The sequence below is a fragment of the Bacillus sp. PK3-067 genome, assembly GCF_056738645.1.
The window spans coordinates 3,586,760-3,611,684 of sequence record NZ_CP096490.1 but is presented as its reverse complement, the minus strand read 5'-3'; the positions used below and the strand labels follow the sequence as shown (position 1 = coordinate 3,611,684).

The following is a 24,925-nucleotide window of genomic DNA, read 5'->3' as shown; positions in this document are numbered from 1 at the left end:
AGCAACATGAGAAGAAGTCGCCGTAAATCGTTTGAAGAACTTGTAAATGAAAATAAACAACAATTATTAAGCGATCGTGATGCAATTGATCGCATTGAAGAGCGCATTGAAAAACGTTATGAAATGAAACTTTTTAAGCAAGCTGAATAATTCTTAACACTAGTACGATACTAGTGTTAAGGAGGCGATAGTAATGGGTAATCCGAAAAAAAATTCAAAAGACTTTGCACCAAATCATATTGGAACACAATCGAAAAAAGCTGGTGGAAATAAAGGAAAGCAAATGCAAGATCAAACAGGTAAACAACCGATTGTTGATAACGGTTAAAAAGGAGAATGTTATCATTCTTCTTTTTTGTGAGGAAATGAAAGATGAGTTTTTAGCAGTAATATGAAAAAAAGGGCTGACTTTTGTCAGCCCTTTTTCGTAATCGTAAAGTTTTCAACAAGTAAACGCCAATTTTGTGGGAATGGTAAACCGATTTTCCAGTAACTAATACCACCTATACCTTGTTCTTTCATTAAATTGAATTTACTTTGAACAGACCGTGAATCTTCAAACCAAACTTCGTGTTGCACGCCGTTTTCATCAAAATAATTAAAATGAGGAGCTTGGGCTGTGAAATCATAACGAATAGGGACATTATATTTACGAGCTAGTGTAACAGCTGCGACAGAGCTAATTGCTTTTGCGGGTGGATTTCCTTGTTTAAATGGAAGCTTCCAATCAAACCCGTATAAATTTTGCCCCATCATAATTTTTTGGGGAGGCATTTGAGATTTTGCATATTGAAGTACTTCTTTCACCGGACCGATAGGAGAAATCGCCATCGGTGGCCCGCCCTGCCATCCCCAGTCATATGTCATAATGACGACGAAATCAACAATTTGCCCTTGCGCTTTATAATCGTGAGCTTCGAAAAATTTTCCCTTTTGATTTGAACTTGTTTTCGGTACGAGAGTTGTGCTCAATGTGTACCCGCTAGGTAAGCGTGTTTTTACATTTCGTAAAAAGCGATTATACGCCTCGCGGTCTTCAGGTGCTACACTCTCGAAATCGAAATGAATGTCTCGCATGCCATATTTTTGAGCTGTTTGCAAAATGTTAGTAATAAATTTGTTTTGAATCGTTGCGTCGCGTAAAATAACCGATGTTAGATCGGCACTGAAATTACCATTTTCAATATTTGTAATAACGAGCATAGGGATTGTTTTACCCTGCGTTGCAATATTAGCGATTTTAGCTGTTTCAGTAGGTTCTTTTAATGTGCCATCTCTTTTTGCCTCAAAACTAAAATAAGCTAAGTATGTTAAAAATGGATTGATGGCACGTGTAGCATTAACTAAACTCTCTTTAATCGGTATAGTGGAAGGCTGTAAATAAGCGATGGATTCTACAGTTCGTTTTGTACCTTTTGGTACGTATAATTGTTGTCCGACATGGAGAATAGATTTTAAAGATAAATTATTAACTTTAGCTAAACTAGCGAGGGGGACATTATATGTTTGAGAGATTCGATATAGGCTGTCACCAGGCTGTACATAATAATTATTCCCTTTCGTATTAACGATAAGTGCCTGACCAACAACGAGCGTTTCAGCTGGATTTAATCCATTGTCTTTTACTATTTCGTCAGGTGTTGATCCATATTTTGATGCCAAGCTATATACGCTATCACCACTACGAACCGTTACAATTTGAATCATATGCTTGCTCCTTTCGGGAAAAGATTCACTATTTTTATTTTATTTTTGATGTCACTGTATTATGATTAAATGTATGCAAGGTAGCAGAAGTGAAAGAAGGCGAATACATATGTTTGTAGCAGAACATGAAGTTGAAATCCGTTATGCGGAAACAGATCAAATGGGTGTTGTTTACCATTCAAACTACTTAGTGTGGCTTGAGTTAGGTCGCACGAAACTTATACAAGATTTAGGTTTTTCATATGTTGAAATGGAGAAAGAAGGAATTATTTCTCCTGTGTTAGATTTACAAATTTCATACCGTAAAGCGATGCGTTACGGAGAAAAAGCAAGCGTAAAAACATGGGTAGATACTGTGAGCCCACTTCGCGTTGTATATGGATATGAAATATATAATGGTGATGGTGAACTGTGTATTACTGCAAGCACAACGAATATTTGTGCGAAAAAAGAAGGGTTCCGCCCTGTATCATTTAAAAAGTTATATCCTGAGTGGTATGCGAAATATGAGGAAATTAAGAAAAAATAAAAAAGCGTGGCAGAAGCCACGTTTTTTTATTTTTCATAATTAAATTGTGGGAAGTCGTCACCTTCGTTAAGTGTAACAGATAAATTATGTCCATCGAAGAACCATTCATCATCGCCTTCAATAAAGAAATTAATACCTTCTTCTTGAATTTGAACAGCAGGATGTGCAGGATCATCTTTACGAATACCTAAAGAAAGTCCTTTTTGCACAGTACTGCAACCACCGTATTGTACGAAAAAGCGTAGTGTTTCATTTGATTGTAAGTTTAATTCAGTTTTATACCATTGTGCTGCTTCTTTTGTTACGGAAAGATTCATGTATAGTTCCTCCAAATTATGTTGCTTTTTCTTTAGTATAAAAAATAACGCAAAAAGACGCTATTAATATGCTTCACGTTTTCTTTTTGCGTTATGTGGGTTACGATCTTATTTTTGCTTTTTTGAAAAGTTTGCTTTTGGTTCAGTTTTATTTATAATTCGTCCGATATTTGCACGGTGTTTATAAATAACCATACCTGCTAATAAACACATCGCAATAATGAAGATTTTATCCCCGCTAACAATGGATGCAATAACAGCAACAACTGCTGTTACCATAGAAGAAAGTGATACGTATCTTGTTGTAAATAAAAGGGTGAAAAATACAACAGCCAATATTGCAAAAACAACTGGTGAATAGCATAATAGCACCCCAGCAGAAGTTGCAACTGCTTTACCACCGCGGAATTTCGCGAAGATTGGATAGACATGTCCAAGAACAGCCGCTAACCCGAACCATAGTGGATGAATATCTAATCCGAAAATCATTGGTAGACTTGTTGCTAATGTCCCTTTTAAAATGTCAGCAATTGTAACGGTAAAACCTGCTTTTTTCCCTAATGTGCGGAATGTGTTTGTTCCGCCTAGATTACCGCTCCCGTGCTCACGAATATCGATTCCGTAGCCGATTTTTCCAACAACTAGTGCAAATGGAATCGAGCCAAGTAAGTAGGCAACGATAAATAAAAGATATGTAGTAACCATAAGTTCAGTCTCCTTTATTCAAATGTGTTGATAAAGGGTAAAAAGAGTTTTTCCCGTATATTGTACCATACATTTGTAAAGAGCACATTTCTTTTTTGTAAATGAAAAATTCATTATTTCGTGAAAAAAATTTCACAGTAATGTTACATTTCTCACAGAAACAGTAAGACTATATGTAGTAACATTTTAATCAAAAGATAACAACATATTGGTGGAGGGTTATAAATGTTACAAAATAATACACGTGGAGAAGAAGAATTAATGAAAGTGTTTGAGACAATAGTCCACGGCAATGAACAAGATTTGATGCAAGAAAATGCAAATGTAGACGGCCGCTCTCCAATGGGCGTAATGGGAACGTTCGCATCTGAGAGTGCAAAATATTATGCTGTTGAGAATTTATTGTCAGATCAAGTGAAAAAAGCGATAAATGAAAATATATTATATCCACATGATTTAGATTTTTATGCAACAGGAACGACGACTTGTTCACAAATTCCGTTAGCGCAAATGCTTGCTAATGGTTTTCATACTGGACATGGACATATGAGACAACCGCAAGACATTAAAAGTGCATTGGCTCTTTCGTCTATTATTTTTCAAGCGAATCAAAATATGCAGCATGGTGGTCAATCGTTTGCACTCTTTGATATTGATTTAGCACCTTATGTACGAAAAACAATTGAGAGACATAAAAAACGATTACAATCATATCCGCTTACGAAAGAACAAATAGAAGAATTTTCATGGAAAGAAACGGAAAATGATACGTATCAAGCGTGTGAGGCTTTCGTTCATAATTCGAATAGTATGCATAGTAGGGGCGGAGGACAAGTACCGTTTATTTCTATTAATTATGGAACAGATACATCGAAAGAAGGAAGAATGTTAATTAAACAACTTTTAAAAGCGACACAAGCTGGACTTGGTAAAGGAGAGACACCGATTTTTCCGATTCAAATTTTCAAGATGAAAAAAGGTGTGAATTTTGAAGAAAGTGATCCGAACTACGATTTATTTGAATTAGCATTAGAGACAACCGCAGAGCGATTATTCCCTAACTTTTCATTTTTAGATGCTCCGTTTAATGCAGTGCATTATGATGGAAGACCAGAAAGTGAAGTATGTTACATGGGATGTCGTACTCGTGTTATGTCTAATATACATGGAGGAGAAACAGCGATTGGTAGAGGGAATTTATCATTTACGTCTATTAATTTAGTGAAATTAGCGTTAATTAGTGGTTCAAAAGAAGCGTTTTTTGAAGCGCTAAACTATTATTTAGATTTAGGAATTAAGCAGTTATTAGAAAGATTTGCGTATCAATGTACGAAGCGAGCAAGAGATTTTCAGTTTTTATATTCACAAGGTGTATGGCGTGGTGGAGAAACGTTGCAGCCTGAAGACTCCGTAGCCTCGATTTTAAAACAAGGGACGTTAAGTATTGGTTTTATCGGTCTTGCGGAATGTTTAGTAGCTTTAACAGGAAAGCATCATGGGGAAGATGAAGAATCATGGAAACTTGGGTATGAAATTATTTCCTTTATGAGAGATAGAATGGATAAAGCGACAGAAGAACATCAACTGAATTTCTCAGTAATTGCAACTCCAGCAGAAGGATTATCAGGGAAGTTTGTGAAAAAAGATAGAAAAGAATTTGGCGTGATTAGCGGTATAACGAACCATAATTACTATACGAATTCATTCCATATTCCAGTTTATTATAACATTCAAGCGATAAATAAAATCCGTTTAGAAGGCCCGTTTCATGCTCTATGTAACGGGGGACATATTACTTATATTGAACTAGACGGAGCAGCAATGCATAACAAAAAGGCATTAAAACAAATTGTACAAGCCATGGCAGAACATGGCGTTGGATACGGTTCAATTAATCATCCTGTTGACCGTTGTAAGTGCTGTAGTTATCACGGGGTTATTGGGAATGAATGTCCAAGTTGCGGGAATGAAGATGAGGCTAATATAGAAAGAATTCGCCGTATAACAGGCTATCTTGTAGGAGATATGTCAAAGTGGAATAGTGCGAAACGTAGTGAAGAGATAGATCGGGTGAAACATAAATGAAAGTGATGAATATTATTCATGATAGTGTAGTAGATGGAGAAGGATTGCGGACAGTCGTGTTTTTTGCGGGCTGTCCGCATCGTTGCGTTGGTTGCCACAATCCGAAATCGTGGAATATTTGCAACGGAACGGAAATGACAGTAGAAGAAATTGTGAAAGAGATTGCAAGTAATCCATTAACTGATGTAACATTTTCAGGTGGAGATCCATTTTTTCAAGCTGCTGAAGTGAAAATGGTAGCAAAAATCGTGAAAGATTTGAAAAAAAACCTATGGATGTATACAGGTTATACGTTAGAAGAGATACAGAGTTCTCAAAATAATGATATGATAGAGTTGTTACATTATGGGGATGTTTTAGTCGATGGAAGGTTTGAAATTGAGGAAAAAGATTTAACACTTCCATTTCGCGGAAGCTCCAATCAACGTATTATTCGATTGAAAGAGTAAAAAGGCGGGATAGATTATATGAACAAAACGGTATTGCTTGTTGAAGATGAAAGAAGATTACGTGAAATTGTTAGTGATTATTTTCGTAATGAAGGCTTTGAAGTAATCGAAGCAGAAGATGGAAAAAAAGCGTTAGAGTTATTTGCAGAGCATGAAATTGATTTAATTATGTTAGATATTATGTTACCGGAAATAGATGGATGGTCTGTTTGTAGAAGAATTAGAAAAGAATCAGCAGTACCAATTATTATGTTGACAGCACGTTCGGATGAGGATGATACATTGCTAGGTTTCGAATTAGGTGCAGACGAGTATGTAACGAAACCATTTAGCCCGAAAGTATTAGTAGCTCGTGCAAAGACGTTATTGAAACGTGCGGATGGTGCGGTAGGAGTAGCGGAAGAAAATGCTATGTCTTTAGCTGGAATAGAAGTGAATCGTCTATCTAGAACTGTTTTAGTAGATGGAGAAGAAATTATATTGACACATAAAGAATTTGAACTTCTTGTGTATTTAATGGAGAACAAAGGAATTGTGTTATCACGTCAACATTTATTAGACCAGTTATGGGGATATGACTATTACGGTGATGACCGAACGGTTGATACCCATATTAAAAAACTTCGAAATAAGCTAGGAGATAAAGCGAAGCATATCGGTACTGTTATTCGAGTTGGTTATAAATTTGAAGAATAATCTAGAACGATTTGTGTAATTTAGCCTAGGGAAATGGTAATTTTATACTCTCTTTTGAAGGTAAAATGTACAAAAAATACTTTTTTTGTCTACAATGTTAGATAAGTGTATTTTTTTAATTGGATTTCACGATGAGTTCACAAGAAGGACACAAAACGTGACTATACTGAAAATACGAATTCACCAGAGAGGGGAAATAAAACATGGGATATTACGACGGACCAAATTTAAATGAAGAGCATAGTGAAACGAGAGAAGTGAGAAAATCAGGTAGTAAAAAAGGCTATTTCTTCACAGGTTTAGTGGGAGCTGTAGTCGGAGCGGTTTCGATTAGTTTTGCAGCACCATATATGCCATGGGCTCAAAATAATGGAGCGCCAGTATCATCATTTAGTTCGGATTCAAAAGTAGAAGGTACTGTAGTTCCTGTTGTAAATAAAGCGAAAAATGAAACTGATTTACCTGGTATGATTGAAGGGGCGAAAGATGTTGTTGTAGGTGTTATTAATATGCAACAAAGTGTTGATCCATTTGCAATGCAACCGACAGGTCAAGAACAACAAGCCGGTTCAGGATCAGGTGTTATTTATAAAAAAGCAGGAAATAAAGCATATATTGTAACAAACAACCACGTAGTAGATGGAGCAAATAAACTTGCTGTGAAGCTGAGCGACGGAAAGCAAGTTGATGCGAAATTAGTTGGTAAGGACCCTTGGTTAGACTTAGCGGTTGTTGAAATTGATGGATCTAATGTAAATAAAGTTGCCACTTTAGGTGATTCAAGTAAACTTCGTGCGGGTGAAAAAGCCATTGCAATCGGTAATCCACTTGGATTTGATGGAAGTGTAACGGAAGGTATAATCAGTAGTAAAGAACGCGAAATTCCGGTTGATATTGATGGGGATAAACGACCAGATTGGCAAGCACAAGTTATTCAAACGGATGCAGCGATTAATCCAGGTAATAGTGGTGGTGCATTATTTAACCAAAATGGTGAAATAATTGGGATTAATTCAAGTAAAATTGCACAACAAGAAGTTGAAGGAATTGGATTTGCTATTCCAATTAACATCGCAAAACCAGTTATTGAATCTCTTGAAAAAGATGGAGTAGTAAAACGTCCAGCTCTTGGAGTAGGTGTTGTTTCACTAGAAGATGTGCAAGCTTATGCAGTCAATCAATTGAAAGTACCGAAAGAAGTAACAAACGGCGTTGTATTAGGTAAAATTTACCCAATATCACCAGCTGAAAAAGCTGGTTTAGAGCAATATGATATTGTAGTAGCATTAGATAATCAAAAAGTAGAGAATGCTCTTCAATTCCGTAAATATTTATATGAAAAGAAAAAAGTAGGCGAGAAAGTAGAAGTTACATTCTACCGTAACGGTCAAAAAATGACGGAATCGGCTACTTTAGCAGATAATTCAGCTACAAAGAATCAATAATCGAAATAAAAGAAAGTCTCTTTCATATTGAAAGAGACTTTCTTTATCGGCTATACTAAAGGAATAGGAGGGATTAATTATGACAATTGAAAACCCAACTCGTACGGAAATTGGTGAAGTGTTAAAGAAAAGCAAAATAATTGCGGTTGTTGGATTATCAGATAAGCCAGAACGTACATCGTATATGGTTTCAAAAGCAATGCAAGATGCTGGATACCGCATTATTCCAGTTAATCCGACAGTAGATGAGGTGCTCGGAGAAAAGGCAGTTTCTTCACTAAAGGATATTAAGGAACACGTTGACATTGTAAATGTATTTCGTCGCTCAGAGTTTTTAATGGATGTTGCAAAAGAATTTGTAGAGATTGATGCAGATGTTTTTTGGGCACAATTAGGAGTACAAGATGAGGATACATATAAACTTTTAAAAGAAAAAGACTATACTGTAATAATGGATCGTTGTATTAAAGTAGAACATGCGATGACAAAATAGTATAGATTTAAAGGTAGAAAGATTGATTCAGCCCTCATTATAGATAAGTAGGGCCGATGAACGAGGTGTTCATCATGAGATTTTTTAAAGGCTGTTTTTGGGGATTGTTATTTGTAATCCCATTTTGGATCTTGATCATTTGGATCATAATAAAGGTTTGGAATGTGTAATCTTGGAATACATATCCATTTCTCGTTGACAAACGATTATTTTTCTGAAATAGTAGCCTAGAGGAATCCTTGTGAGAAAACAAGGATTTTTCTATTGAAGATGGTATATAAAAGAGATAAGATAACTTGCCAAAACGATAGTCGAGGCGTTATTCTATAATAGAAACATATGTTCTGATTTTGGATTAGGAAAGGGGCAAGGAGTTTGGCGAAGCATCAGTTCCAATATAATGAAGATGCGATTCAAGTGTTAGAAGGACTTGAAGCCGTTCGAAAACGCCCGGGTATGTATATCGGGAGTACGGATAGCCGTGGATTGCATCATTTAGTATATGAAATAGTAGATAACTCCGTTGACGAAGCGTTAGCGGGATTTGGCGACGAAATTTCAGTCGTAATACATAAAGATAATAGTATTAGCGTTATAGATAAAGGGCGAGGAATGCCTACGGGAATGCATAAACTTGGGAAACCTACACCTGAAGTTATTTTAACTGTACTTCATGCAGGTGGTAAGTTTGGTCAAGGTGGCTATAAAACGAGTGGTGGTTTACACGGTGTTGGGGCATCAGTTGTAAACGCTTTGTCAGAATGGTTAGTAGTAACAATTAAGCGTGATGGTAACATTTATGAACAACGTTTTGAAAATGGTGGCGTTCCTGCAACAACGTTAGAGAAAATCGGGAAAACAAAAGAGTCTGGTACGACAATGCACTTCAAACCAGATACAACGATTTTCAGCACGACAAATTACAATTATGAAACATTATGTGAGAGATTACGTGAATCTGCATTCTTATTAAAAGGAATGAAAATCTCGATAAAAGACGAACGTAATGATTTAGAAGATATATTTCATTATGAAACAGGAATCGAAGCTTTCGTTTCATATTTAAACGAAGAAAAAGATTCAATTCACCCGGTTGTATATTTCACTGGTGAACAAAACGGGATTGAAGCAGAACTAGCATTCCAGTTTAATGATGGTTACTCAGAAAATATTCTTTCGTTTGTAAATAACGTACGTACAAAAGATGGTGGAACACACGAAGCTGGATTTAAAACAGCGATGACGCGTGTGTTTAACGAGTATGCTCGTAAAGTAGCACTATTAAAAGAAAAAGATAAAAACTTAGAAGGTACAGATATTCGTGAAGGTGTAGCGGCTATCGTTTCGGTACGTGTACCAGAAGAAGTGCTTCAGTTTGAAGGGCAAACGAAAGGGAAACTAGGTACAAGTGAAGCGCGTTCTTCAATTGATGCCATTGTATCTGAGCATTTAGCATACTTTTTAGAAGAAAACCCTGATGTAGCTACACTTCTTGTGAGAAAAGCAATTAAAGCAGCACAAGCCCGTGAAGCAGCCCGTAAAGCAAGAGAAGAAGCGCGTAGTGGTAAGAAAAAGAAAAAATCAGAAGGTACGTTAAGCGGGAAATTAACACCTGCACAATCACGTAACCCGCAAAAAAATGAACTGTACCTAGTAGAGGGTGACTCTGCCGGTGGTTCTGCGAAACAAGGACGAGACCGACGTTTCCAGGCCGTATTACCGTTACGTGGTAAAGTAATTAATACAGAAAAAGCAAAGCTTGCTGATATCTTTAAAAATGAAGAGATTAATACAATCATTTATGCGATTGGCGGCGGTGTAGGAAATGAATTTGATGTTGAAGATATTAACTACGATAAAGTTGTAATTATGACCGATGCCGATACGGATGGGGCTCATATTCAAGTATTGTTATTAACGTTCTTCTACAGATATATGAAGCCACTTATCGAAGCTGGTAAAGTATTTATCGCACTTCCTCCTTTATACAAAGTAAGTAAAGGAAAAGGTAAGAGTGAGGTAATTGAATACGCTTGGTCAGATGAGGAATTAGACGGTGTAACGAAAAAAGTTGGAAAAGGCTATATGTTACAACGTTATAAAGGACTTGGTGAAATGAATGCGGATCAATTATGGGAAACAACAATGAATCCTGAAACGCGTACATTAATTCGCGTGAAAATTGATGATGCAGCAAGAGCAGAGCGTCGCGTTACAACATTAATGGGCGATAAAGTAGAACCGCGCCGTAAATGGATTGAACGTAATGTACAGTTTGGTATGCAAGAAGAAGGAAATATTTTAGAAAATGAAATGATTATGGAGACGGAGGTGGAATAACATGCAAGCAGAGAAGTTTCATGACCTCCCGCTTGAAGACGTGTTAGGTGATCGCTTTGCACGTTATAGTAAATATATTATTCAAGATCGTGCACTTCCAGATGCACGTGATGGCTTAAAGCCAGTACAAAGACGTATTTTATATTCTATGTATGTAGAAGGTAATGTACATGATAAAGCGTTTCGTAAATCAGCTAAAACAGTAGGTAATGTTATCGGTAATTATCATCCACATGGAGATTCCTCTGTATATGAAGCAATGGTACGCTTAAGCCAAACTTGGAAAGTACGTAATGTTTTAGTTGAAATGCATGGTAATAACGGTAGTGTTGATGGGGACCCAGCGGCAGCGATGCGTTATACGGAAGCTCGTTTATCACCAATCGCATCTGAATTATTACGTGATCTTGATAAAGAAACAGTTGAATTCGTGTCAAACTTTGATGATACGAGTGAAGAACCAGTTGTATTACCAGCAGCGTTCCCGAATTTATTAGTGAACGGATCTACAGGGATTTCCGCTGGTTATGCAACAGAAATTCCTCCGCATCATCTTGGAGAAGTTATTGATGCTACAATGATGCGTATCGATAAGCCAAATAGTACTGTTGACGATTTATTAACAGTTATGAAAGGACCAGATTTCCCAACAGGTGGTATTATTCAGGGGATTGATGGTATTAAAAAGGCGTATGAAACAGGTAAAGGTAAAATTATTATTCGCGGAAAAGCAGAAGTTGAAACAGTGCGCGGTGGGAAACAACAAATTGTAATCACTGAAATTCCTTACGAAGTGAATAAGGCAAACCTTGTAAAGAAAATGGATGAATTACGTCTAGATAAAAAGTTAGATGGTATTGCTGAAGTGCGTGATGAGACAGATCGTACTGGTTTACGAATTGTTGTTGAATTAAAGAAAGAAGCAAACTCCGAAGGTATTTTAAATTATTTATATAAAAATACAGATTTGCAAATTCCATATAACTTTAATATGGTAGCGATCAATAATCGTCGTCCAACACTTATGACATTACCGAAAATTTTAGATGCTTATATTGGACATCAAAAAGAGGTTATTACGAGACGTTCGCAATATGAATTAAGAAAAGCAGAAAATCGTCAACATATTGTAGAAGGTTTAAAGAAAGCATTATCGATTTTAGACCAAGTAATTGAGACAATTCGAGCTTCAAAAGATAAACGTAACGCGAAAGATAATTTAAGTGCAAAATTTGGCTTTACAGAAGCACAGGCAGAAGCAATTGTTTCCTTGCAATTATATCGCTTAACGAATACAGACATTACGGCGTTACAAGAAGAAGCAGATGAGCTTAATAAGAAAATTATTGAGCTACAGGCAATTTTACAAAGTGAAAAAAGATTGCTTCAAGTAATTAAAACTGATTTAAAGAGAGTTAAGAAAACGTATAGTGATGATCGACGCGCTATTATTGAAGATCAAATCGAGGAAATTAAAATCGATGTAGAAGTGATGATCCCACAAGAAGATGTCATCGTTACTGTAACGAAAGAAGGATATGTGAAACGTACTGGATGGCGCTCACATAATGCCTCAAACGGCAAAGACTTCGGTATGAAAGAGGGTGACATCTTACTTGAACGATTCGATACGAATACGACAGAGACAGTCCTCTTATTTACGAATAAAGGAAACTATATATATCTGCCAGTATACGAAATGCCAGATATTCGTTGGAAAGATTTAGGTCAGCACGTTGCTAATATCGTTTCACTCGACCGGGATGAAACAATCATTTGGGCAACGGTTGTACCGAACTTTGAGGAAGAAAAACGATTTATCGTATTTGTAACAAGAAATGGTATGATAAAGAAAACAGAATTAAATCAATATAAAGTTCAGCGTTATTCAAGAGCATTCGTTGCTGTAAACTTGAAAAAAGATGATGAAGTTGTCGATATATTTGCGACAGATGGAACGAGTGATATCGTTCTTGCTACACACGGTGCATATGCACTTATTTTCCATGAAGAGGAAGTAAGTCCAGTCGGTGTAAGAGCTGCTGGAGTGAAAGCAATTAATTTAAAAGAAGATGACTATGTCGCTTCTGGTAAACCGTTAAATGGTGACAAAGATCAACTTATTCTCGTAACACAGCGCGGTGCTGTAAAACGCCTAAAAGCATCAGAAATTGAGAAATCAACGAGGGCGAAGCGAGGTCTTGTTATTTTCAAAGAATTAAAACGTAATCCGTACCGCATTGTCGGTATTGAAATCGTTCGGGACGATGAATTAGTTTACATGAAGACAGAGAAAAACATTGTAGAAGAAATTGATCCGAAAGCGTATCGAAATAAAGACCGGTATAGTAATGGTAGCCTTGTGCTAGATGTTAATGATACTGGTGAAGTAGTAGAAACGTGGACGAAGAAAAGACCAGAATAAAGAGGGCATCTTGCTATGAATAGTAGCAAGATGCTTTTTTCTAGGCAATTTATTATGTAAATAATAATAATCTTGTTATAATAACTGAATGAAATCGTTCTCATAAAGTTCAACTAATCGGGCTTTAACAAGCAGTTGATTCCTCACCTAATTCCTTAGCTTTCACTGAATTTTGGGTTAGGAATCTTACTGCTCGTTAAAGCGGCACAAATGGAGGGGCAACATGAAAAAAATAGGTGTAGGGATTGTAGGATTTGGTTTTTCTAGTACGACATTTCATATCCCACTATTACAAACAATAGAAGAATATGATATTCGTGCTGTATTATCCTCAAAAGAAGAGGTAGTAAAAGACACATTACCAAACGCTAATGTTGTTAGTACAATTGATGAATTGGTGAAGCGAGCTGATGTTGACTTAGTTGTTATTACATCACCTAATACAACTCATTTTCCATATGTAAAAGAAGCAATTTTAAAAGGTAAGCATGTTGTTGTAGAAAAACCATTTGTTGTCTCAATTGAAGAAGGGGAAGAGCTTATTTCATTAGCAGAGCAGCATAATGTAATGTTAAGCGTATATCATAATCGTCGTTTTGATAATGATTTCTTAACAATTAAGAAATTGTTAGGAGAAAACAGAGTAGGGAATGTATACGCATATGAATCGAATTTTGATCGTTTCCGTCCACATGTACGTGATCGATGGAGAGAAAAAAATCTACCAGGCTCCGGTATATTATACGATTTAGGATCGCATTTAATTGACCAAGCGTTATCAATATTCGGGAAACCAGATGCGATAAGTGCAGATGTAATAAAACAACGACCAGGTGCAGAGGTGGATGATTATTTCCACATAGTACTTCATTACGGAGTTAAACGTGTCATTTTACGTAGTAGCAGTTATGTGAAAAAAGCTGGACCACATTTTATAGTGCATGGAGAGAAAGGTTCTATCGTGAAGTACGGTATGGATTCGCAGGAAGAGCAATTAAAAAATGGAATGAAGCCAGGTGATAACGGTTATGGAGTAGACGATGAAGAGAATTTTGCTACTTTAGAAACAGAAGAAAGCTTAGAGCGTATTCCAACAGAAGTCGGTTGTTATGACAATTATTATAAAGGTGTACGAGATAGTATATTAAATGGTGAGGAACTACCTGTAACAGCAAAAGAAGGTTTAGATGTTATTAAAATGATTCAATTAGCGATTGAAAGTAGTGAAAAGGGTAGAGTCATTTCTATAAAATAAAAAGACACGAAATTCGTGTCTTTTTTATTAGGAATATGTGAATATGATTAATTAATTAGTTTAGTCGTTTATCATACATTAATTGGATTTGTATGCCATAAGGATCTTCAATAATACCATATGCTTCACTAAATATATTTTTTTCTAGCGGAGAGATTATTTTCACATGCTTATCGGAAATTAAATTATTATAAAACCGTTGTATTTCTTCTAAATTAGCGCTTTGAATGCAAAGTGACATGTTATTTCCAACGTTATAACGTTCATTATGCTTCATTGTATCTTCTGCTATCATTAGCTTTGTATTCCCAATTTGTAAAACAGAGTGAGCAATATGATCTTTATTTTCACTTGTAATTTTAAAAGAACTATCTCTTTTCGCCAGTTCTTCATACGTAACAATCATTAATTTTTTGGCTTCTAAATTACGTGTATAAAAGTTAATCGCCTCCTTTGCTTGCCCGTTCATTGAAAGAAAAATAGCTATCTCTAATGTCATAAATATATAACTCCTTTATTAGTTGATAATTATAATATAGATTAAAAAGGTTTCAATACATGATACCTTTTTGGGAGGGAAATATGAAAAAAACTGAACGAATAAATGACATGCTTATTTTCTTAAATAATAAAAGATATTTTAATTTAAAAGATTTAATGGCTAGATATGATATTTCTAAAAGTACTGCGTTGCGAGATATTCAATCATTGGAAGAAATAGGTGTACCCATATATTCTGAATTAGGTAGAAATGGAAGTTATAAAATTATAGAAAATAGTGTGTTATCGCCAATTTATTTTAGTGTGGATGAAATGTATGCGTTATACTTTTCAATTCTTACGCTAAATGGATACAAGACAAAACCATTTAATGTAGAAAGTATTGCGCTTGAAAATAAATTTAAACATGTATTACCTGATAATGTGAGTAAAAATATTTCAATTATGGAACGAACGCTTTCCTTTGAAGTAACAAATCATAGTAATTTTAGTCCGTTCTTAAAAGAAATTTTACAGGGAATTTTTGCTGAGCAAGTTTATCATTTAACATATTTAAAAAAAGGTGAGGAGAAAGCATTGGTTGCCCAATTTATTCGAATAGAATCTAAATTTGGCCAGTGGTATGCTAAAATCTTTAATTTTGAGACAAATCATGTTCAAATAATTAGATGTGATAAAATTCTTTCTATTGTGGAAACAAGCAATGTTCATCCAAAAAATCTTGAAGAATTATTAAGTTATCTTACTACCTTTCACAGAAAGTCTGATGCAATTGATTTTAGCGTCATTGTTAATCAAAAAGGAAAAGACATTTTTGATAAAGAGAATTACCCTTCCATGAGGTTGCAAAAGGAAAATGAAAATTACATTATAACAGGCTATTTTAACAAGCAAGAATCTGATTTTATTTCAAATTATTTTCTGAATTTCGGTGAAACGATTATTTCAATTCAGCCTGTTATGCTAAAAGAGTTAATCTATAATAAGGTGTTATCTATAAAGCAGCATTTAACTTCTTTAAGATAAAGTTAGTTTTAGCTATTTATTTGATATGAAAAAGCCCTTGAGATTTAAATATCCAAAGGGCTTTTTGGTGATTGTATTTGTTTTTTAGAAACAATTATTTTTCTGGGACGGACAGTCCATAAAAGAACATCGTAACGATATCTTTTATATGTTTTTCCCGATCTCCTTCAAGAAGTTGTGCTCCAAATTCATCACCTAATTTTGTAAACATTTGAATGTAAAGTAACATCATTTCTTTAGTAAGGTGTGGATTAATTTCGTTTTTGCGCTGAGCTTGTTCTAATATTTCTAAATACCAGGGTAGGATTTTTTCATTTTGATAACTATAAATAAACTTACGGAGTTCTTCGTCCCTTTGCATCATTTGTAGTAACATATCAGGTTGAAATAATCCGCCAGTATTCATTTTTCTTACAATCATTTTTTGCATCATATCATGAAAAGGTAATTTTTCTTCTGCAAGCTCTTTATAATATTGAAATTCAGATATGATAAATTCTTGTATAAGCTCCCTAAATAACGCATCTTTACTTCCGAAATGATTATAAATTGTAACTTGAGAAACGTTTGCTTCTTTTGCGATATGTTCTATTTTCACTTCATTAAATCCACGTTCTGAAAATAATACGAATGCTGCTTCTTTAATGGCACGCTTTTTCTTTTCTTTTACTCTTTCAAAGCCGTTCAATGCAATCACCTCACTTAAAATATACAAGAAAAAATAATGGAAAACAATAATTTTGAAATATGGACTAATAAATATTTCAAAAAGTTGTTGCGAATATGGAAGATGAGGAGTACAATAATTTTGAAATATCAAACATTAAATATTTCAAAAAATGAGGTGGAATTATGATTTCAGTTCAAGATGTCACAAAACAGTTTTCGAATGGAAAAGGTTTGTTTCATATTACATTTGATGTAAAAGAGGGAGAAGTATTTGGTTATTTAGGACCGAATGGTGCCGGAAAATCAACGACGATTCGTAATTTAATGGGATTTATAAAACCGACAGCTGGTAAAGCGACAATTTTTGGATTAGATTGTTGGAATGAAGCAGCGAAAATTCAAAGGGAAGTTGGTTACTTGCCAGGTGAAATTTCTTTTATTGAAGGAATGAATGGATTAGAGTTTTTAAAATTAATGCAGGGAATGCGTGGATTAAAGGATACGAAAAGACGAGATGAACTGATAGAGCGTCTGCAATTTGATGTGAAAACACCGATTCGCAAAATGTCTAAAGGAATGAAGCAAAAAGTAGGGATAGTCGCTGCATTTATGCACGATCCAGAGGTGTTAATTTTAGATGAACCAACATCTGGACTTGATCCACTTATGCAACAAGTGTTTATAGATTTAATATTAGAGGAAAAGCAAAGAGGAAAAACAATCCTAATGTCATCACATATTTTTACTGAAATTGAGAGAACTTGTGACAGAGTAGCTATTATTAAAGATGGTCGACTCGTAACGGTTGAAAATATTCACGATTTACAAAGTATGAGAAGACAGGTGATAGATGTAACAGTATCATCACAAGAAGAGATTGAGTCCCTTACAAAGTGTAATTTGCAATTTGAAGCGGTAAAAGGTAGAGAGGCATCTATCATTGTACAAGGAAACTATCAAACTGTTTTACAAACACTTTCAAACTATAATGTAACGGCACTTCAAACGAGAGCGATGGATTTAGAACATTTATTTATGCATTATTACGATAAGAAAGAAGGGGTAACGCATGAATAAGCAATTATTTTTAGCTAGTTTGAAAGAAACACAAAAAAGTATTTTGAGTTATGCGTCTGGTGCAGCTTTATATCTGTGGTTATTAATTTGGATATTCCCGTCAATGGTATCAGCGAAAGGGCTAAATGAATTAATAGCTGCCATGCCTGATAGTGTGAAAAAAATCGTTGGTATGGAAAGTCCGATTCAAAACGTAATGGATTTTCTAGCGGGCGAATACTATAGTCTATTGTTTATTATCATTTTAACAATTTTTTGCGTAACAGTTGCGACACATTTAATTGCTCGTCATGTAGATAAAGGAGCAATGGCATACTTGCTAGCAACACCTGTATCTAGAGTGCAAATTGCGATTACACAAGCTGCTGTTCTCATATTGGGACTTCTAATTATTGTATCTGTTACGTATGTAGCTGGGTTAGTAGGTGCAGAATGGTTTTTACAAGATAACAACTTAAATAAAGAATTATTTTTGAAGATAAATGTAGTCGGAGGGCTCATATTTTTAGTCGTTAGTGCGTATTCATTTTTCTTTTCTTGTATATGTAATGACGAAAGAAAAGCACTAAGTTATTCAGCGAGTTTAACTATCTTATTTTTCGTATTGGATATGGTGGGGAAGTTAAGTGATAAGTTAGAATGGATGAAAAACCTATCATTATTTACGCTGTTTCGTCCGAAAGAAATTGCTGAAGGATCATATAATATATGGCCGATAAGTATAGGTTTAACTACTGTAGCGCTTTGTATTTTTATCGTAGCGATTGTAGTATTTAGGAAGAGAGATTTACCGTTATAGAGTAGAAAGTCCACTGAGAAAGTGGGCTTTTTTTATTTGTAAATTTAAACTAGTATGTTTATCACATAACACTTATAAAGGATATTTATCTTTTTAATTACAGAAATATTCAAAAAAGTGAACCTTTTTCTAGGTTCATACGTCTAATACATGTAAAGTTAAATTGGAAGTGATGAAGTGAGGATGAAACAGGAGGAGCAATTGTGAAAGTAATCCCTTTATATAAAATGATTGTAAAAGAAGAAACGGATGTTTCTTTAGCGAAAAAAGGTGATCATGAAGCCTTTATAGCGCTTATACATACAGAAAAAGCGAAGATGTATCGAATAGCAAAGGCGATGTTACGTGATGAGACAAATATAGAGGATGCGATACAGACAACAATTTTAAAAGCCTATGAAAATATAAAAAAATTAAAAAAAGAAGAATTTTTTCAAACTTGGTTAATTCGAATACTAATAAATGAGTGTAACAATATTATTAGAGCGTATAAAAATGTAATTGTGACAGAAGAGAATGATTACAATATGAGTGCTTGTGATCAGTATGAAGATATAGATTTGTGTAATGCGATTCAATCGTTACATGAAGAATTAAGAGCTGTTACGGTGCTTTATTACTATGAAGACATGCATCAAGAGAGTATAGCAAAGCTGTTAGAAATACCGAAAGGAACAGTGAAATCAAGATTATCACGTGCGAGGGAACAACTACAAAAACGATTAAAGATGGAATAGGGGGTGTAAAGGATGGATAATGAAAAATTATTTGATGAGAAATTAAAAAAGAGAATAAAAGATGAAAATGTTATAGTACCTCCAGAGTTAAATGAAAAGATTAATAGCACGCTACATAATCTTAAGGTAAAAAAGAAGAGTTACAAAATTCATATGATGATAATTAGTGCAGCGGTTTGTATACTTTCAGTGGTATCTATGTCTGAGTTTTCTATACAAAGTTTTGCGCAAAATAGTGGAGTATTTGAATATGTAAAGAAAAAAGCGTTTTCTGATTATGAAAATGAAGAAGAAATAAAATCGAATGTACATTATCCAGATAAAGAAAAGATTCATCAAAAAATGCTAGATTCTATTGATTATTTTAAAAATATTTCAGGACAATTTGAGGAATATTCTAGCTCATCAAGAATTGCTACAACATATAAGTATGCGATTGATACGGAGAAACAAAGAGGTATCTCTTCGAAAGAAGATAAACTAGCCAAAAAACGAACAATTATATATAACGAGGGGAAGAAAAAAGAATTTGATGATGAGAAGTATACCTATAAAGAGAAAAAATGGAACCCGAAAGAAAGAAACAATGAACTATTAAAATTAAACCCTACGGAAAGGTTAGTGAGAAAATCAGATGAGAAAAAGAGATATGATGATGAATATGTAGGGCTAGCTAAATATAGTATTCAATCAGAATTCGCAGATTTATTAATTCGATATAAAGATTGGAATTATAAAGAAACGAAATATCTTGGATTAGATTGTTACAAAATTGAAGGAGTTATAAACATAGAGATGCCTGTTAGCACCTCTGAAGATTTAAGAGGGAAATTCGAAATGGTTGTGGAGAAAAATACAGGGATTATGTTGAAATTTCTTAGTTTTCAAGAAGGCTTGATTCAATATTCAGTTACGACTGAATGGATACAAATAGATAAGGGATTGAAAGAAAGTATGTTTCAAAAGGATAGTGCTAAATATGAAAAAATGAAAAACATATTGGATGAATAGAAACAGGAGGAGAGTAAATGGGTAATCATTCATCTTTAAGAGAAGAGAAAAATAAGCAAAAATATAAAAAGAAAACGATAATAAGTTTACTACTGGCGGTATTACTATTTGGTGGAATTGGCTATGGAGCCTATGTATATATGAAAACTTCTAGTCTTGTACAAAAATCTAATTTGAATTTAGCACGAGGTGAAAAATCCAATTTACGTGAGAAATCTGTAAAGCCAATTGCAAATCATGTTTCACTTTTAATTATGGGAATTGATGAAAATCAAGAACGACAAAAGGAATATAATGGTGCATTTCATACAGATGCATTATTGTTAGCGACTTTTAATAAAGACGATAAAACAGTGAAATTAACGAGCATACCGCGTGATACATATACATATGTTCCAGTTGAAAAGAAAAAAGATAAAATAACCCATGCATATGGAAGTGGTTTCGTTAAAAATGGTAAAGATGGAGGACCGCAAGCTTCTGTGGAAGCAGTAGAAAAATTGTTACAGGTGCCTGTTGATTATTTTGTGAAATTTAATTTTGGTTCCTTTACTAAAATTGTTGATGGGTTAGATGGTATTGAAGTGGATGTCCCAGTTGAATTTACGGAGCAAAATAGTAAAGATGAACCTGATGCGATTCATTTGAAAAAAGGATTACAAAAATTAAATGGGGAAGAAGCACTTGCACTAGCAAGAACGCGCCATATTGATAGTGATGCAATGAGAGGACAGCGCCAACAACTTGTTATTGAAGCGATTTTAAGTAAATTAAAAAGTGTAGGATCGATTACGAAGCTAGAAAAAATAGTTGAGGCGGTTGATGGTGATTTTAAAACAAATTTAGTAATGGATGATATTTTATCTTTTTATAAATACGGTTTAAACGGTTCAGTTGAAAAAATACAATTAGCTGGTGATGATTTATACTTACCTAATGGCCCAAACGGGCAACGTGTATATTATTATAATCCTAATAAAAAAGATCTACAGAGTTTGAGTAATACTCTTAGAACACATCTAGGATTAAGTGAAAAGCAGATTGAGGAGAATTAAAGCAGATGTAATGTCTGCTTTTTTATTATGTTAAATAGCATGTCTTTTATTCTTAAATATTATATACTATTTTCAGGTTTAAGATAATAGTGTAACATAAAGTTATAGTTTAAGTTAAATAACAGGGGGGGCTATTACATAGAATATATCATTAGCAATTATTGAAATAGTATGGCAGAAATGAAAATACAGGGGAGTATCAAAAATGAGAATTGTAAAGAATTTGACATTCCAAGTTATTGTGGCTATTATTTGTGGTATTGCAGTAGGGGCAATTTGGCCGAGTGTTGGACAACAAATGAAGCCAATTGGTGAAACATTCATCAATATGATTAAAATGGTTATTGCACCGATTATCTTTTTAACAATTGTGCTCGGTATTGCAAGTATGGGAAGTATGAAAAAGGTAGGCCGTGTTGGTGGGAAGGCACTATTATATTTTGAAATTGTTACAACAGCGGCTTTAATTATTGGTATCATCGTAGCGAATGTTGTACGTCCAGGAGATGGATTAGATCCCTCAAAACTAAAAGGCGGAGATGTTTCACAATATGTACAAAGTGGGCAAGAAATGAAATGGATGGATTTCTTTTTACATATCGTGCCGTCTAACATGTTTGAAGCATTTGCCAAAGGTGATATTTTACAAGTTCTGTTCTTCTCCATTTTATTCGGAGCAGGGTTAACGATGTTAGGAAAAAATGGACAACCGGTTATTGACTTTTTTGAAAGATTATCGAAAGTATTTTTTAACATTTTATCAATTGTAATGAAATTAGCACCAGTTGGAGCATTCGGTGGGATGGCATTTACAATTGGGAAGTATGGTTTAAGCACGCTCATACCACTTGGTAAATTAATGATTTGTGTATATGCGACAATGGCATTATTTGTTTTTATTGTTTTAAATTTTATTTGTAAATTGTATAAATTTAGTTTGTGGAAATATTTAGCGTATATTAAAGAAGAATTACTTATTGTTCTCGGGACATCATCGTCAGAATCAGTACTGCCGCGGATGATGACAAAGATGGAAGACTTCGGGTGTTCGAAGCCGGTAGTAGGTTTAGTCATTCCAACAGGTTACTCTTTTAACTTAGATGGAACAACGATTTATTTATCAATGGCAACTATATTTTTAGCGCAAGTTTTTCACGTCGATCTTTCACTAGGTCAACAATTAACTATAATAGCTATTTTGTTAGTTACATCTAAAGGAGCAGCAGCAGTAACCGGCGGGGGATTCATTGTACTAGCATCTACCCTATCGGCAATGAATGTTATCCCATTAGAAGGTTTAGCGTTATTACTTGGTGTAGATCGTTTCATGTCAGAAGCACGTGCTATCGTCAATTTAATTGGTAACGGTATTGCAACTGTAGTTGTTGCGAAAAGTGAAAATGAATTTGATGATGAGAAGTATACGAGAGTAGTAGAGGAAATGAAAAGAGAAAAAATGGTCGGGTAAAAAGTCAGCTTTGCTGACTTTTTTATTTTTGTAGAAAAGATGTTTTTAGATATATGCATTATTTATTAGCAATAATTAACAAGTATTCAAGTGGTAAATGAGATGAAAGTGATTAAAACAACGAATGTGTATGAATGCGAAATAAGGTTTGAACAAAATATGGAATTTTTATGAATATTACTGTAAAAAAATAATTTTTTAAAAATTTTCAATAATAATACTTTACAAAAATTAAAAAATTAGTAGAATAAGAATTAGTAAGAATCGTCTGATAAATATATAGAGAAAAACAGAATTATCAGAAAATTCTTTAATAGCTATCGTTAAGAATTAGGGAGGGTACAAAATGAAAAAGAAACAAATGAAAAAACTAACAGCAGTTGTAGCACCGGTTTTAGCAATGAGCATGGCGTTAACAGCATGTTCTACATCAGGTGGAGATAAGAAGACAAGCACAAATTCTAGCTCTAGTGGAGATAGTAAATCAGGGGAAAAATTAGCAGCAAAACAAGTGTTAAATCGTACAGAAACAAATGAGATCCCAACAATGGATACTTCAAAAAATACAGATACATTAGGTTCTCAAATTTTAGGGAACACAATGGAAGGGTTATATCGATTAGATAAAGATAATAAACCAATCCCAGCTGCAGCAGAATCTAGTACGAAAAGTGAAGATGGTAAAAAATATACATTTAAACTACGTAAAGATGCAAAATGGTCAAATGGTGATCCTGTAACAGCAAAAGACTTTGCTTATGCATGGCAACGATTATTAGATCCAAAAACAACTGCAGAATATGCGTTTATCGCATTCCCAATTAAAAATGCAGAGGCGATTAATAAAGGTGAAAAACCAGTAACTGAACTAGGAGTTAAGGCGGTAGATGACTATACATTAGAAGTTGAATTAGAACAAGCGGTACCATACTTCTTAAACTTAGTAGCGTTCCCATCGTACTATCCATTAAATGAGAAGTTCGTAAAAGAAAAAGGTGATAAATACGGTTTAGAGTCTGATACAACAGTATATAACGGACCATTCGTTCTTACTGATTGGAAGCATGAGCAAGGCTGGAAACTAAAGAAAAATGATCAATATTGGGATAAAAAGACTGTAAAATTAGATGAAATCAACTATAGTGTAGTAAAAGAAATAAATACAAGGGTTAACTTATTTGATACAGGTGCAATTGATTTCGCACTTCTATCAGGTGAATTCGTTGACAAATATAGAAATAACAAAGAGGAGTTTGGCACATACTCACAAGTAAGTACATTCTTCTTACGTATGAATCAAAAACGTGGTGGACAAGATACACCATTAAAGAGTCAGAAATTACGTGAAGCAATCGCGCTTTCTATCGATAAGAAAAACTTAGCAAACGTTATTTTAAATGACGGATCTAAACCAGCAGACTTCTTAGTACCGAAAGGGTTAGCGACTGGACCAGACGGAAAAGACTTCCAAGAAACATTTAAAAATGGTATCAAACCAGATGCGAAAAAAGCTGCTGCAGCCTGGGAAGAAGCGAAAAAAGAACTTGGTAAAGACCAAGTTACAATTGAGTTATTAAACTATGATACTGGTAATGCGAAAAAAGTAGGGGAATATGTAAAAGACCAAATTGAGAAAAATTTAAAAGGTGTAACAGTTAATATTAAACTTCAGCCATTCAAACAAAAACTAAAACTAGAAACAGAGCAAGATTATGATTTATCATATGCTGGTTGGGGACCTGACTATGCTGACCCAATGACATTCTTAGATATGTTCCAGTCTAATCATTCTCATAACCAAATGAGCTTCGCTGATTCTAAGTATGATGATATGATTAAAAAAGCTGGCACTGAATTAATGGGTGACGCGAAGAAACGTTGGGAAGAGCTAGGAAAAGCTGAGAAATTACTTCTTGAGAAAGATGTAGCACTTGTACCTTTATACCAACGTGGTGATGCATATGTTCTAAAACAAAATATTAAAGGTATTGTAAAACATAATATCAGTCCGGAATATAGCTTTAAATGGGCATATGTAACTGAAAAATAATAGAGTTAAAAAAGCATTTCAAAGTAGCTAAGCTACTTTGAAATGCTTTTTTGTGAGCTTAAAATACTAATTTTTAGTATGGTTAA

The 24,925-nt window shown here is 34.4% G+C and carries 24 protein-coding genes; 19 read left to right on the top strand and 5 right to left on the bottom strand.

What is annotated here, in order from left to right; translation table 11 throughout:
* Positions 1–6 precede the first annotated feature (6 nt).
* The gene (locus tag M1D73_RS18475) at positions 7–150 is read left to right on the top strand and encodes an FbpB family small basic protein (protein ID WP_001254699.1); all 144 of its coding nucleotides are present in this window, start codon (positions 7–9) and stop codon (positions 148–150) included.
* 43 nt (positions 151–193) lie between these two features.
* Positions 194–328 (top strand): acid-soluble spore protein SspN, encoded by a 135-nt coding sequence (gene sspN / locus M1D73_RS18470; RefSeq protein ID WP_000527987.1) that lies wholly within the window; start codon positions 194–196, stop codon positions 326–328.
* An 86-nt stretch (positions 329–414) separates the two neighbouring features.
* Here sspN and M1D73_RS18465 read toward each other — a convergent pair whose 3' ends face one another.
* Positions 415–1,707, bottom strand: coding sequence for a glycoside hydrolase family 18 protein (locus M1D73_RS18465; RefSeq protein WP_000614866.1), 1,293 nt, complete (start codon positions 1,705–1,707; stop codon positions 415–417).
* A gap of 109 nt (positions 1,708–1,816) precedes the next feature.
* Here M1D73_RS18465 and M1D73_RS18460 point away from each other — a divergent pair, with 109 nt between their 5' ends.
* A complete protein-coding gene (locus M1D73_RS18460) occupies positions 1,817–2,236 on the top strand; it encodes an acyl-CoA thioesterase (RefSeq protein WP_000495817.1) in 420 nt (139 codons plus the stop codon).
* Between the two features lie 26 nt (positions 2,237–2,262).
* On the opposite strand, the gene M1D73_RS18455 is transcribed toward M1D73_RS18460, so the two are convergent.
* Both M1D73_RS18455 and plsY read right to left on the bottom strand, forming a co-directional pair.
* A complete protein-coding gene (locus tag M1D73_RS18455) occupies positions 2,263–2,553 on the bottom strand; it encodes a HesB/YadR/YfhF family protein (RefSeq protein ID WP_001054455.1) in 291 nt (96 codons plus the stop codon).
* Positions 2,554–2,661: 108 nt separating this feature from the next.
* The gene (gene plsY / locus M1D73_RS18450) at positions 2,662–3,258 is read right to left on the bottom strand and encodes a glycerol-3-phosphate 1-O-acyltransferase PlsY (RefSeq protein ID WP_000258974.1); all 597 of its coding nucleotides are present in this window, start codon (positions 3,256–3,258) and stop codon (positions 2,662–2,664) included.
* Positions 3,259–3,483: 225 nt separating this feature from the next.
* On the opposite strand from plsY, the gene M1D73_RS18445 reads away from it, so the two are divergent.
* The 8 genes from M1D73_RS18445 to M1D73_RS18410 all read left to right on the top strand — a co-directional run bounded on the left by M1D73_RS18445 (position 3,484) and on the right by M1D73_RS18410 (position 14,446).
* The gene (locus tag M1D73_RS18445) at positions 3,484–5,343 is read left to right on the top strand and encodes an anaerobic ribonucleoside triphosphate reductase (RefSeq protein ID WP_086692770.1); all 1,860 of its coding nucleotides are present in this window, start codon (positions 3,484–3,486) and stop codon (positions 5,341–5,343) included.
* Positions 5,340–5,792 (top strand): anaerobic ribonucleoside-triphosphate reductase activating protein, encoded by a 453-nt coding sequence (gene nrdG / locus M1D73_RS18440; RefSeq protein WP_000867081.1) that lies wholly within the window; start codon positions 5,340–5,342, stop codon positions 5,790–5,792. The genes M1D73_RS18445 and nrdG overlap by 4 nt, the downstream gene beginning before the upstream one ends.
* An 18-nt stretch (positions 5,793–5,810) precedes the next feature.
* The gene (locus M1D73_RS18435) at positions 5,811–6,488 is read left to right on the top strand and encodes a response regulator transcription factor (protein ID WP_001044679.1); all 678 of its coding nucleotides are present in this window, start codon (positions 5,811–5,813) and stop codon (positions 6,486–6,488) included.
* Between the two features lie 203 nt (positions 6,489–6,691).
* A complete protein-coding gene (locus tag M1D73_RS18430; protein WP_481157934.1) occupies positions 6,692–7,933 on the top strand; it encodes a S1C family serine protease in 1,242 nt (413 codons plus the stop codon).
* Positions 7,934–8,012: 79 nt separating this feature from the next.
* Positions 8,013–8,426, top strand: coding sequence for a CoA-binding protein (locus M1D73_RS18425; RefSeq protein WP_000151376.1), 414 nt, complete (start codon positions 8,013–8,015; stop codon positions 8,424–8,426).
* Between the two features lie 375 nt (positions 8,427–8,801).
* Entirely contained in the window at positions 8,802–10,766 is a 1,965-nt protein-coding gene (gene parE, locus M1D73_RS18420) for a DNA topoisomerase IV subunit B (RefSeq protein ID WP_001062194.1), read from the top strand.
* Between the two features lies 1 nt (position 10,767).
* Positions 10,768–13,191, top strand: a complete 2,424-nt coding sequence (parC, locus tag M1D73_RS18415) for a DNA topoisomerase IV subunit A (protein ID WP_001147471.1) — start codon at positions 10,768–10,770, stop codon at positions 13,189–13,191.
* A 223-nt stretch (positions 13,192–13,414) separates the two neighbouring features.
* The gene (locus M1D73_RS18410) at positions 13,415–14,446 is read left to right on the top strand and encodes an oxidoreductase (protein ID WP_000719747.1); all 1,032 of its coding nucleotides are present in this window, start codon (positions 13,415–13,417) and stop codon (positions 14,444–14,446) included.
* Positions 14,447–14,501: 55 nt separating this feature from the next.
* Here the strand turns inward: M1D73_RS18410 and M1D73_RS18405 are convergent, their stop codons facing one another.
* Complete coding sequence (locus tag M1D73_RS18405) at positions 14,502–14,945, bottom strand: VOC family protein (protein WP_000171342.1); 444 nt, start codon at positions 14,943–14,945, stop codon at positions 14,502–14,504.
* A gap of 59 nt (positions 14,946–15,004) precedes the next feature.
* Here M1D73_RS18405 and M1D73_RS18400 point away from each other — a divergent pair, with 59 nt between their 5' ends.
* Positions 15,005–15,973, top strand: a complete 969-nt coding sequence (locus tag M1D73_RS18400; protein WP_002041615.1) for a helix-turn-helix transcriptional regulator — start codon at positions 15,005–15,007, stop codon at positions 15,971–15,973.
* Between the two features lie 94 nt (positions 15,974–16,067).
* On the opposite strand, the gene M1D73_RS18395 is transcribed toward M1D73_RS18400, so the two are convergent.
* Positions 16,068–16,670 (bottom strand): TetR/AcrR family transcriptional regulator, encoded by a 603-nt coding sequence (locus M1D73_RS18395; protein ID WP_002041614.1) that lies wholly within the window; start codon positions 16,668–16,670, stop codon positions 16,068–16,070.
* Between the two features lie 155 nt (positions 16,671–16,825).
* On the opposite strand from M1D73_RS18395, the gene M1D73_RS18390 reads away from it, so the two are divergent.
* From M1D73_RS18390 to M1D73_RS18360, 7 genes are all read left to right on the top strand, one after another.
* Positions 16,826–17,719 (top strand): ABC transporter ATP-binding protein, encoded by an 894-nt coding sequence (locus M1D73_RS18390; RefSeq protein ID WP_000626569.1) that lies wholly within the window; start codon positions 16,826–16,828, stop codon positions 17,717–17,719.
* Positions 17,712–18,518: an ABC transporter permease subunit gene (locus M1D73_RS18385; protein WP_001041430.1), complete on the top strand. Its 807-nt coding sequence runs from the start codon at positions 17,712–17,714 to the stop codon at positions 18,516–18,518. The genes M1D73_RS18390 and M1D73_RS18385 overlap by 8 nt, the downstream gene beginning before the upstream one ends.
* A gap of 203 nt (positions 18,519–18,721) precedes the next feature.
* A complete protein-coding gene (locus M1D73_RS18380) occupies positions 18,722–19,255 on the top strand; it encodes a sigma-70 family RNA polymerase sigma factor (protein WP_000864731.1) in 534 nt (177 codons plus the stop codon).
* A gap of 12 nt (positions 19,256–19,267) precedes the next feature.
* Positions 19,268–20,266 (top strand): hypothetical protein, encoded by a 999-nt coding sequence (locus M1D73_RS18375; RefSeq protein ID WP_000368252.1) that lies wholly within the window; start codon positions 19,268–19,270, stop codon positions 20,264–20,266.
* Between the two features lie 17 nt (positions 20,267–20,283).
* Positions 20,284–21,321, top strand: a complete 1,038-nt coding sequence (locus M1D73_RS18370; RefSeq protein ID WP_000526730.1) for an LCP family protein — start codon at positions 20,284–20,286, stop codon at positions 21,319–21,321.
* Between the two features lie 205 nt (positions 21,322–21,526).
* The gene (locus M1D73_RS18365) at positions 21,527–22,789 is read left to right on the top strand and encodes a dicarboxylate/amino acid:cation symporter (protein WP_001223629.1); all 1,263 of its coding nucleotides are present in this window, start codon (positions 21,527–21,529) and stop codon (positions 22,787–22,789) included.
* A gap of 346 nt (positions 22,790–23,135) precedes the next feature.
* Positions 23,136–24,839, top strand: coding sequence for a peptide ABC transporter substrate-binding protein (locus M1D73_RS18360; protein WP_000730163.1), 1,704 nt, complete (start codon positions 23,136–23,138; stop codon positions 24,837–24,839).
* The last annotated feature ends 86 nt before the right edge of the window (positions 24,840–24,925 follow it).

Excerpts from the sequence above, each read along its gene's own strand:
- M1D73_RS18475 (WP_001254699.1), top strand. The coding sequence starts at position 7 with ATGAGAAGAAGTCGCCGTAAATCGTTTGAAGAACTTGTAAATGAAAAT.
- sspN (WP_000527987.1), top strand. The coding sequence starts at position 194 with ATGGGTAATCCGAAAAAAAATTCAAAAGACTTTGCACCAAATCATATT.
- M1D73_RS18465 (WP_000614866.1), bottom strand. The coding sequence starts at position 1,707 with ATGATTCAAATTGTAACGGTTCGTAGTGGTGATAGCGTATATAGCTTG.
- M1D73_RS18460 (WP_000495817.1), top strand. The coding sequence starts at position 1,817 with ATGTTTGTAGCAGAACATGAAGTTGAAATCCGTTATGCGGAAACAGAT.
- M1D73_RS18455 (WP_001054455.1), bottom strand. The coding sequence starts at position 2,553 with ATGAATCTTTCCGTAACAAAAGAAGCAGCACAATGGTATAAAACTGAA.
- plsY (WP_000258974.1), bottom strand. The coding sequence starts at position 3,258 with ATGGTTACTACATATCTTTTATTTATCGTTGCCTACTTACTTGGCTCG.
- M1D73_RS18445 (WP_086692770.1), top strand. The coding sequence starts at position 3,484 with ATGTTACAAAATAATACACGTGGAGAAGAAGAATTAATGAAAGTGTTT.
- nrdG (WP_000867081.1), top strand. The coding sequence starts at position 5,340 with ATGAAAGTGATGAATATTATTCATGATAGTGTAGTAGATGGAGAAGGA.
- M1D73_RS18435 (WP_001044679.1), top strand. The coding sequence starts at position 5,811 with ATGAACAAAACGGTATTGCTTGTTGAAGATGAAAGAAGATTACGTGAA.
- M1D73_RS18430 (WP_481157934.1), top strand. The coding sequence starts at position 6,692 with ATGGGATATTACGACGGACCAAATTTAAATGAAGAGCATAGTGAAACG.
- M1D73_RS18425 (WP_000151376.1), top strand. The coding sequence starts at position 8,013 with ATGACAATTGAAAACCCAACTCGTACGGAAATTGGTGAAGTGTTAAAG.
- parC (WP_001147471.1), top strand. The coding sequence starts at position 10,768 with ATGCAAGCAGAGAAGTTTCATGACCTCCCGCTTGAAGACGTGTTAGGT.
- M1D73_RS18410 (WP_000719747.1), top strand. The coding sequence starts at position 13,415 with ATGAAAAAAATAGGTGTAGGGATTGTAGGATTTGGTTTTTCTAGTACG.
- M1D73_RS18405 (WP_000171342.1), bottom strand. The coding sequence starts at position 14,945 with ATGACATTAGAGATAGCTATTTTTCTTTCAATGAACGGGCAAGCAAAG.
- M1D73_RS18400 (WP_002041615.1), top strand. The coding sequence starts at position 15,005 with ATGATACCTTTTTGGGAGGGAAATATGAAAAAAACTGAACGAATAAAT.
- M1D73_RS18390 (WP_000626569.1), top strand. The coding sequence starts at position 16,826 with ATGATTTCAGTTCAAGATGTCACAAAACAGTTTTCGAATGGAAAAGGT.
- M1D73_RS18385 (WP_001041430.1), top strand. The coding sequence starts at position 17,712 with ATGAATAAGCAATTATTTTTAGCTAGTTTGAAAGAAACACAAAAAAGT.
- M1D73_RS18375 (WP_000368252.1), top strand. The coding sequence starts at position 19,268 with ATGGATAATGAAAAATTATTTGATGAGAAATTAAAAAAGAGAATAAAA.
- M1D73_RS18370 (WP_000526730.1), top strand. The coding sequence starts at position 20,284 with ATGGGTAATCATTCATCTTTAAGAGAAGAGAAAAATAAGCAAAAATAT.
- M1D73_RS18365 (WP_001223629.1), top strand. The coding sequence starts at position 21,527 with ATGAGAATTGTAAAGAATTTGACATTCCAAGTTATTGTGGCTATTATT.
- M1D73_RS18360 (WP_000730163.1), top strand. The coding sequence starts at position 23,136 with ATGAAAAAGAAACAAATGAAAAAACTAACAGCAGTTGTAGCACCGGTT.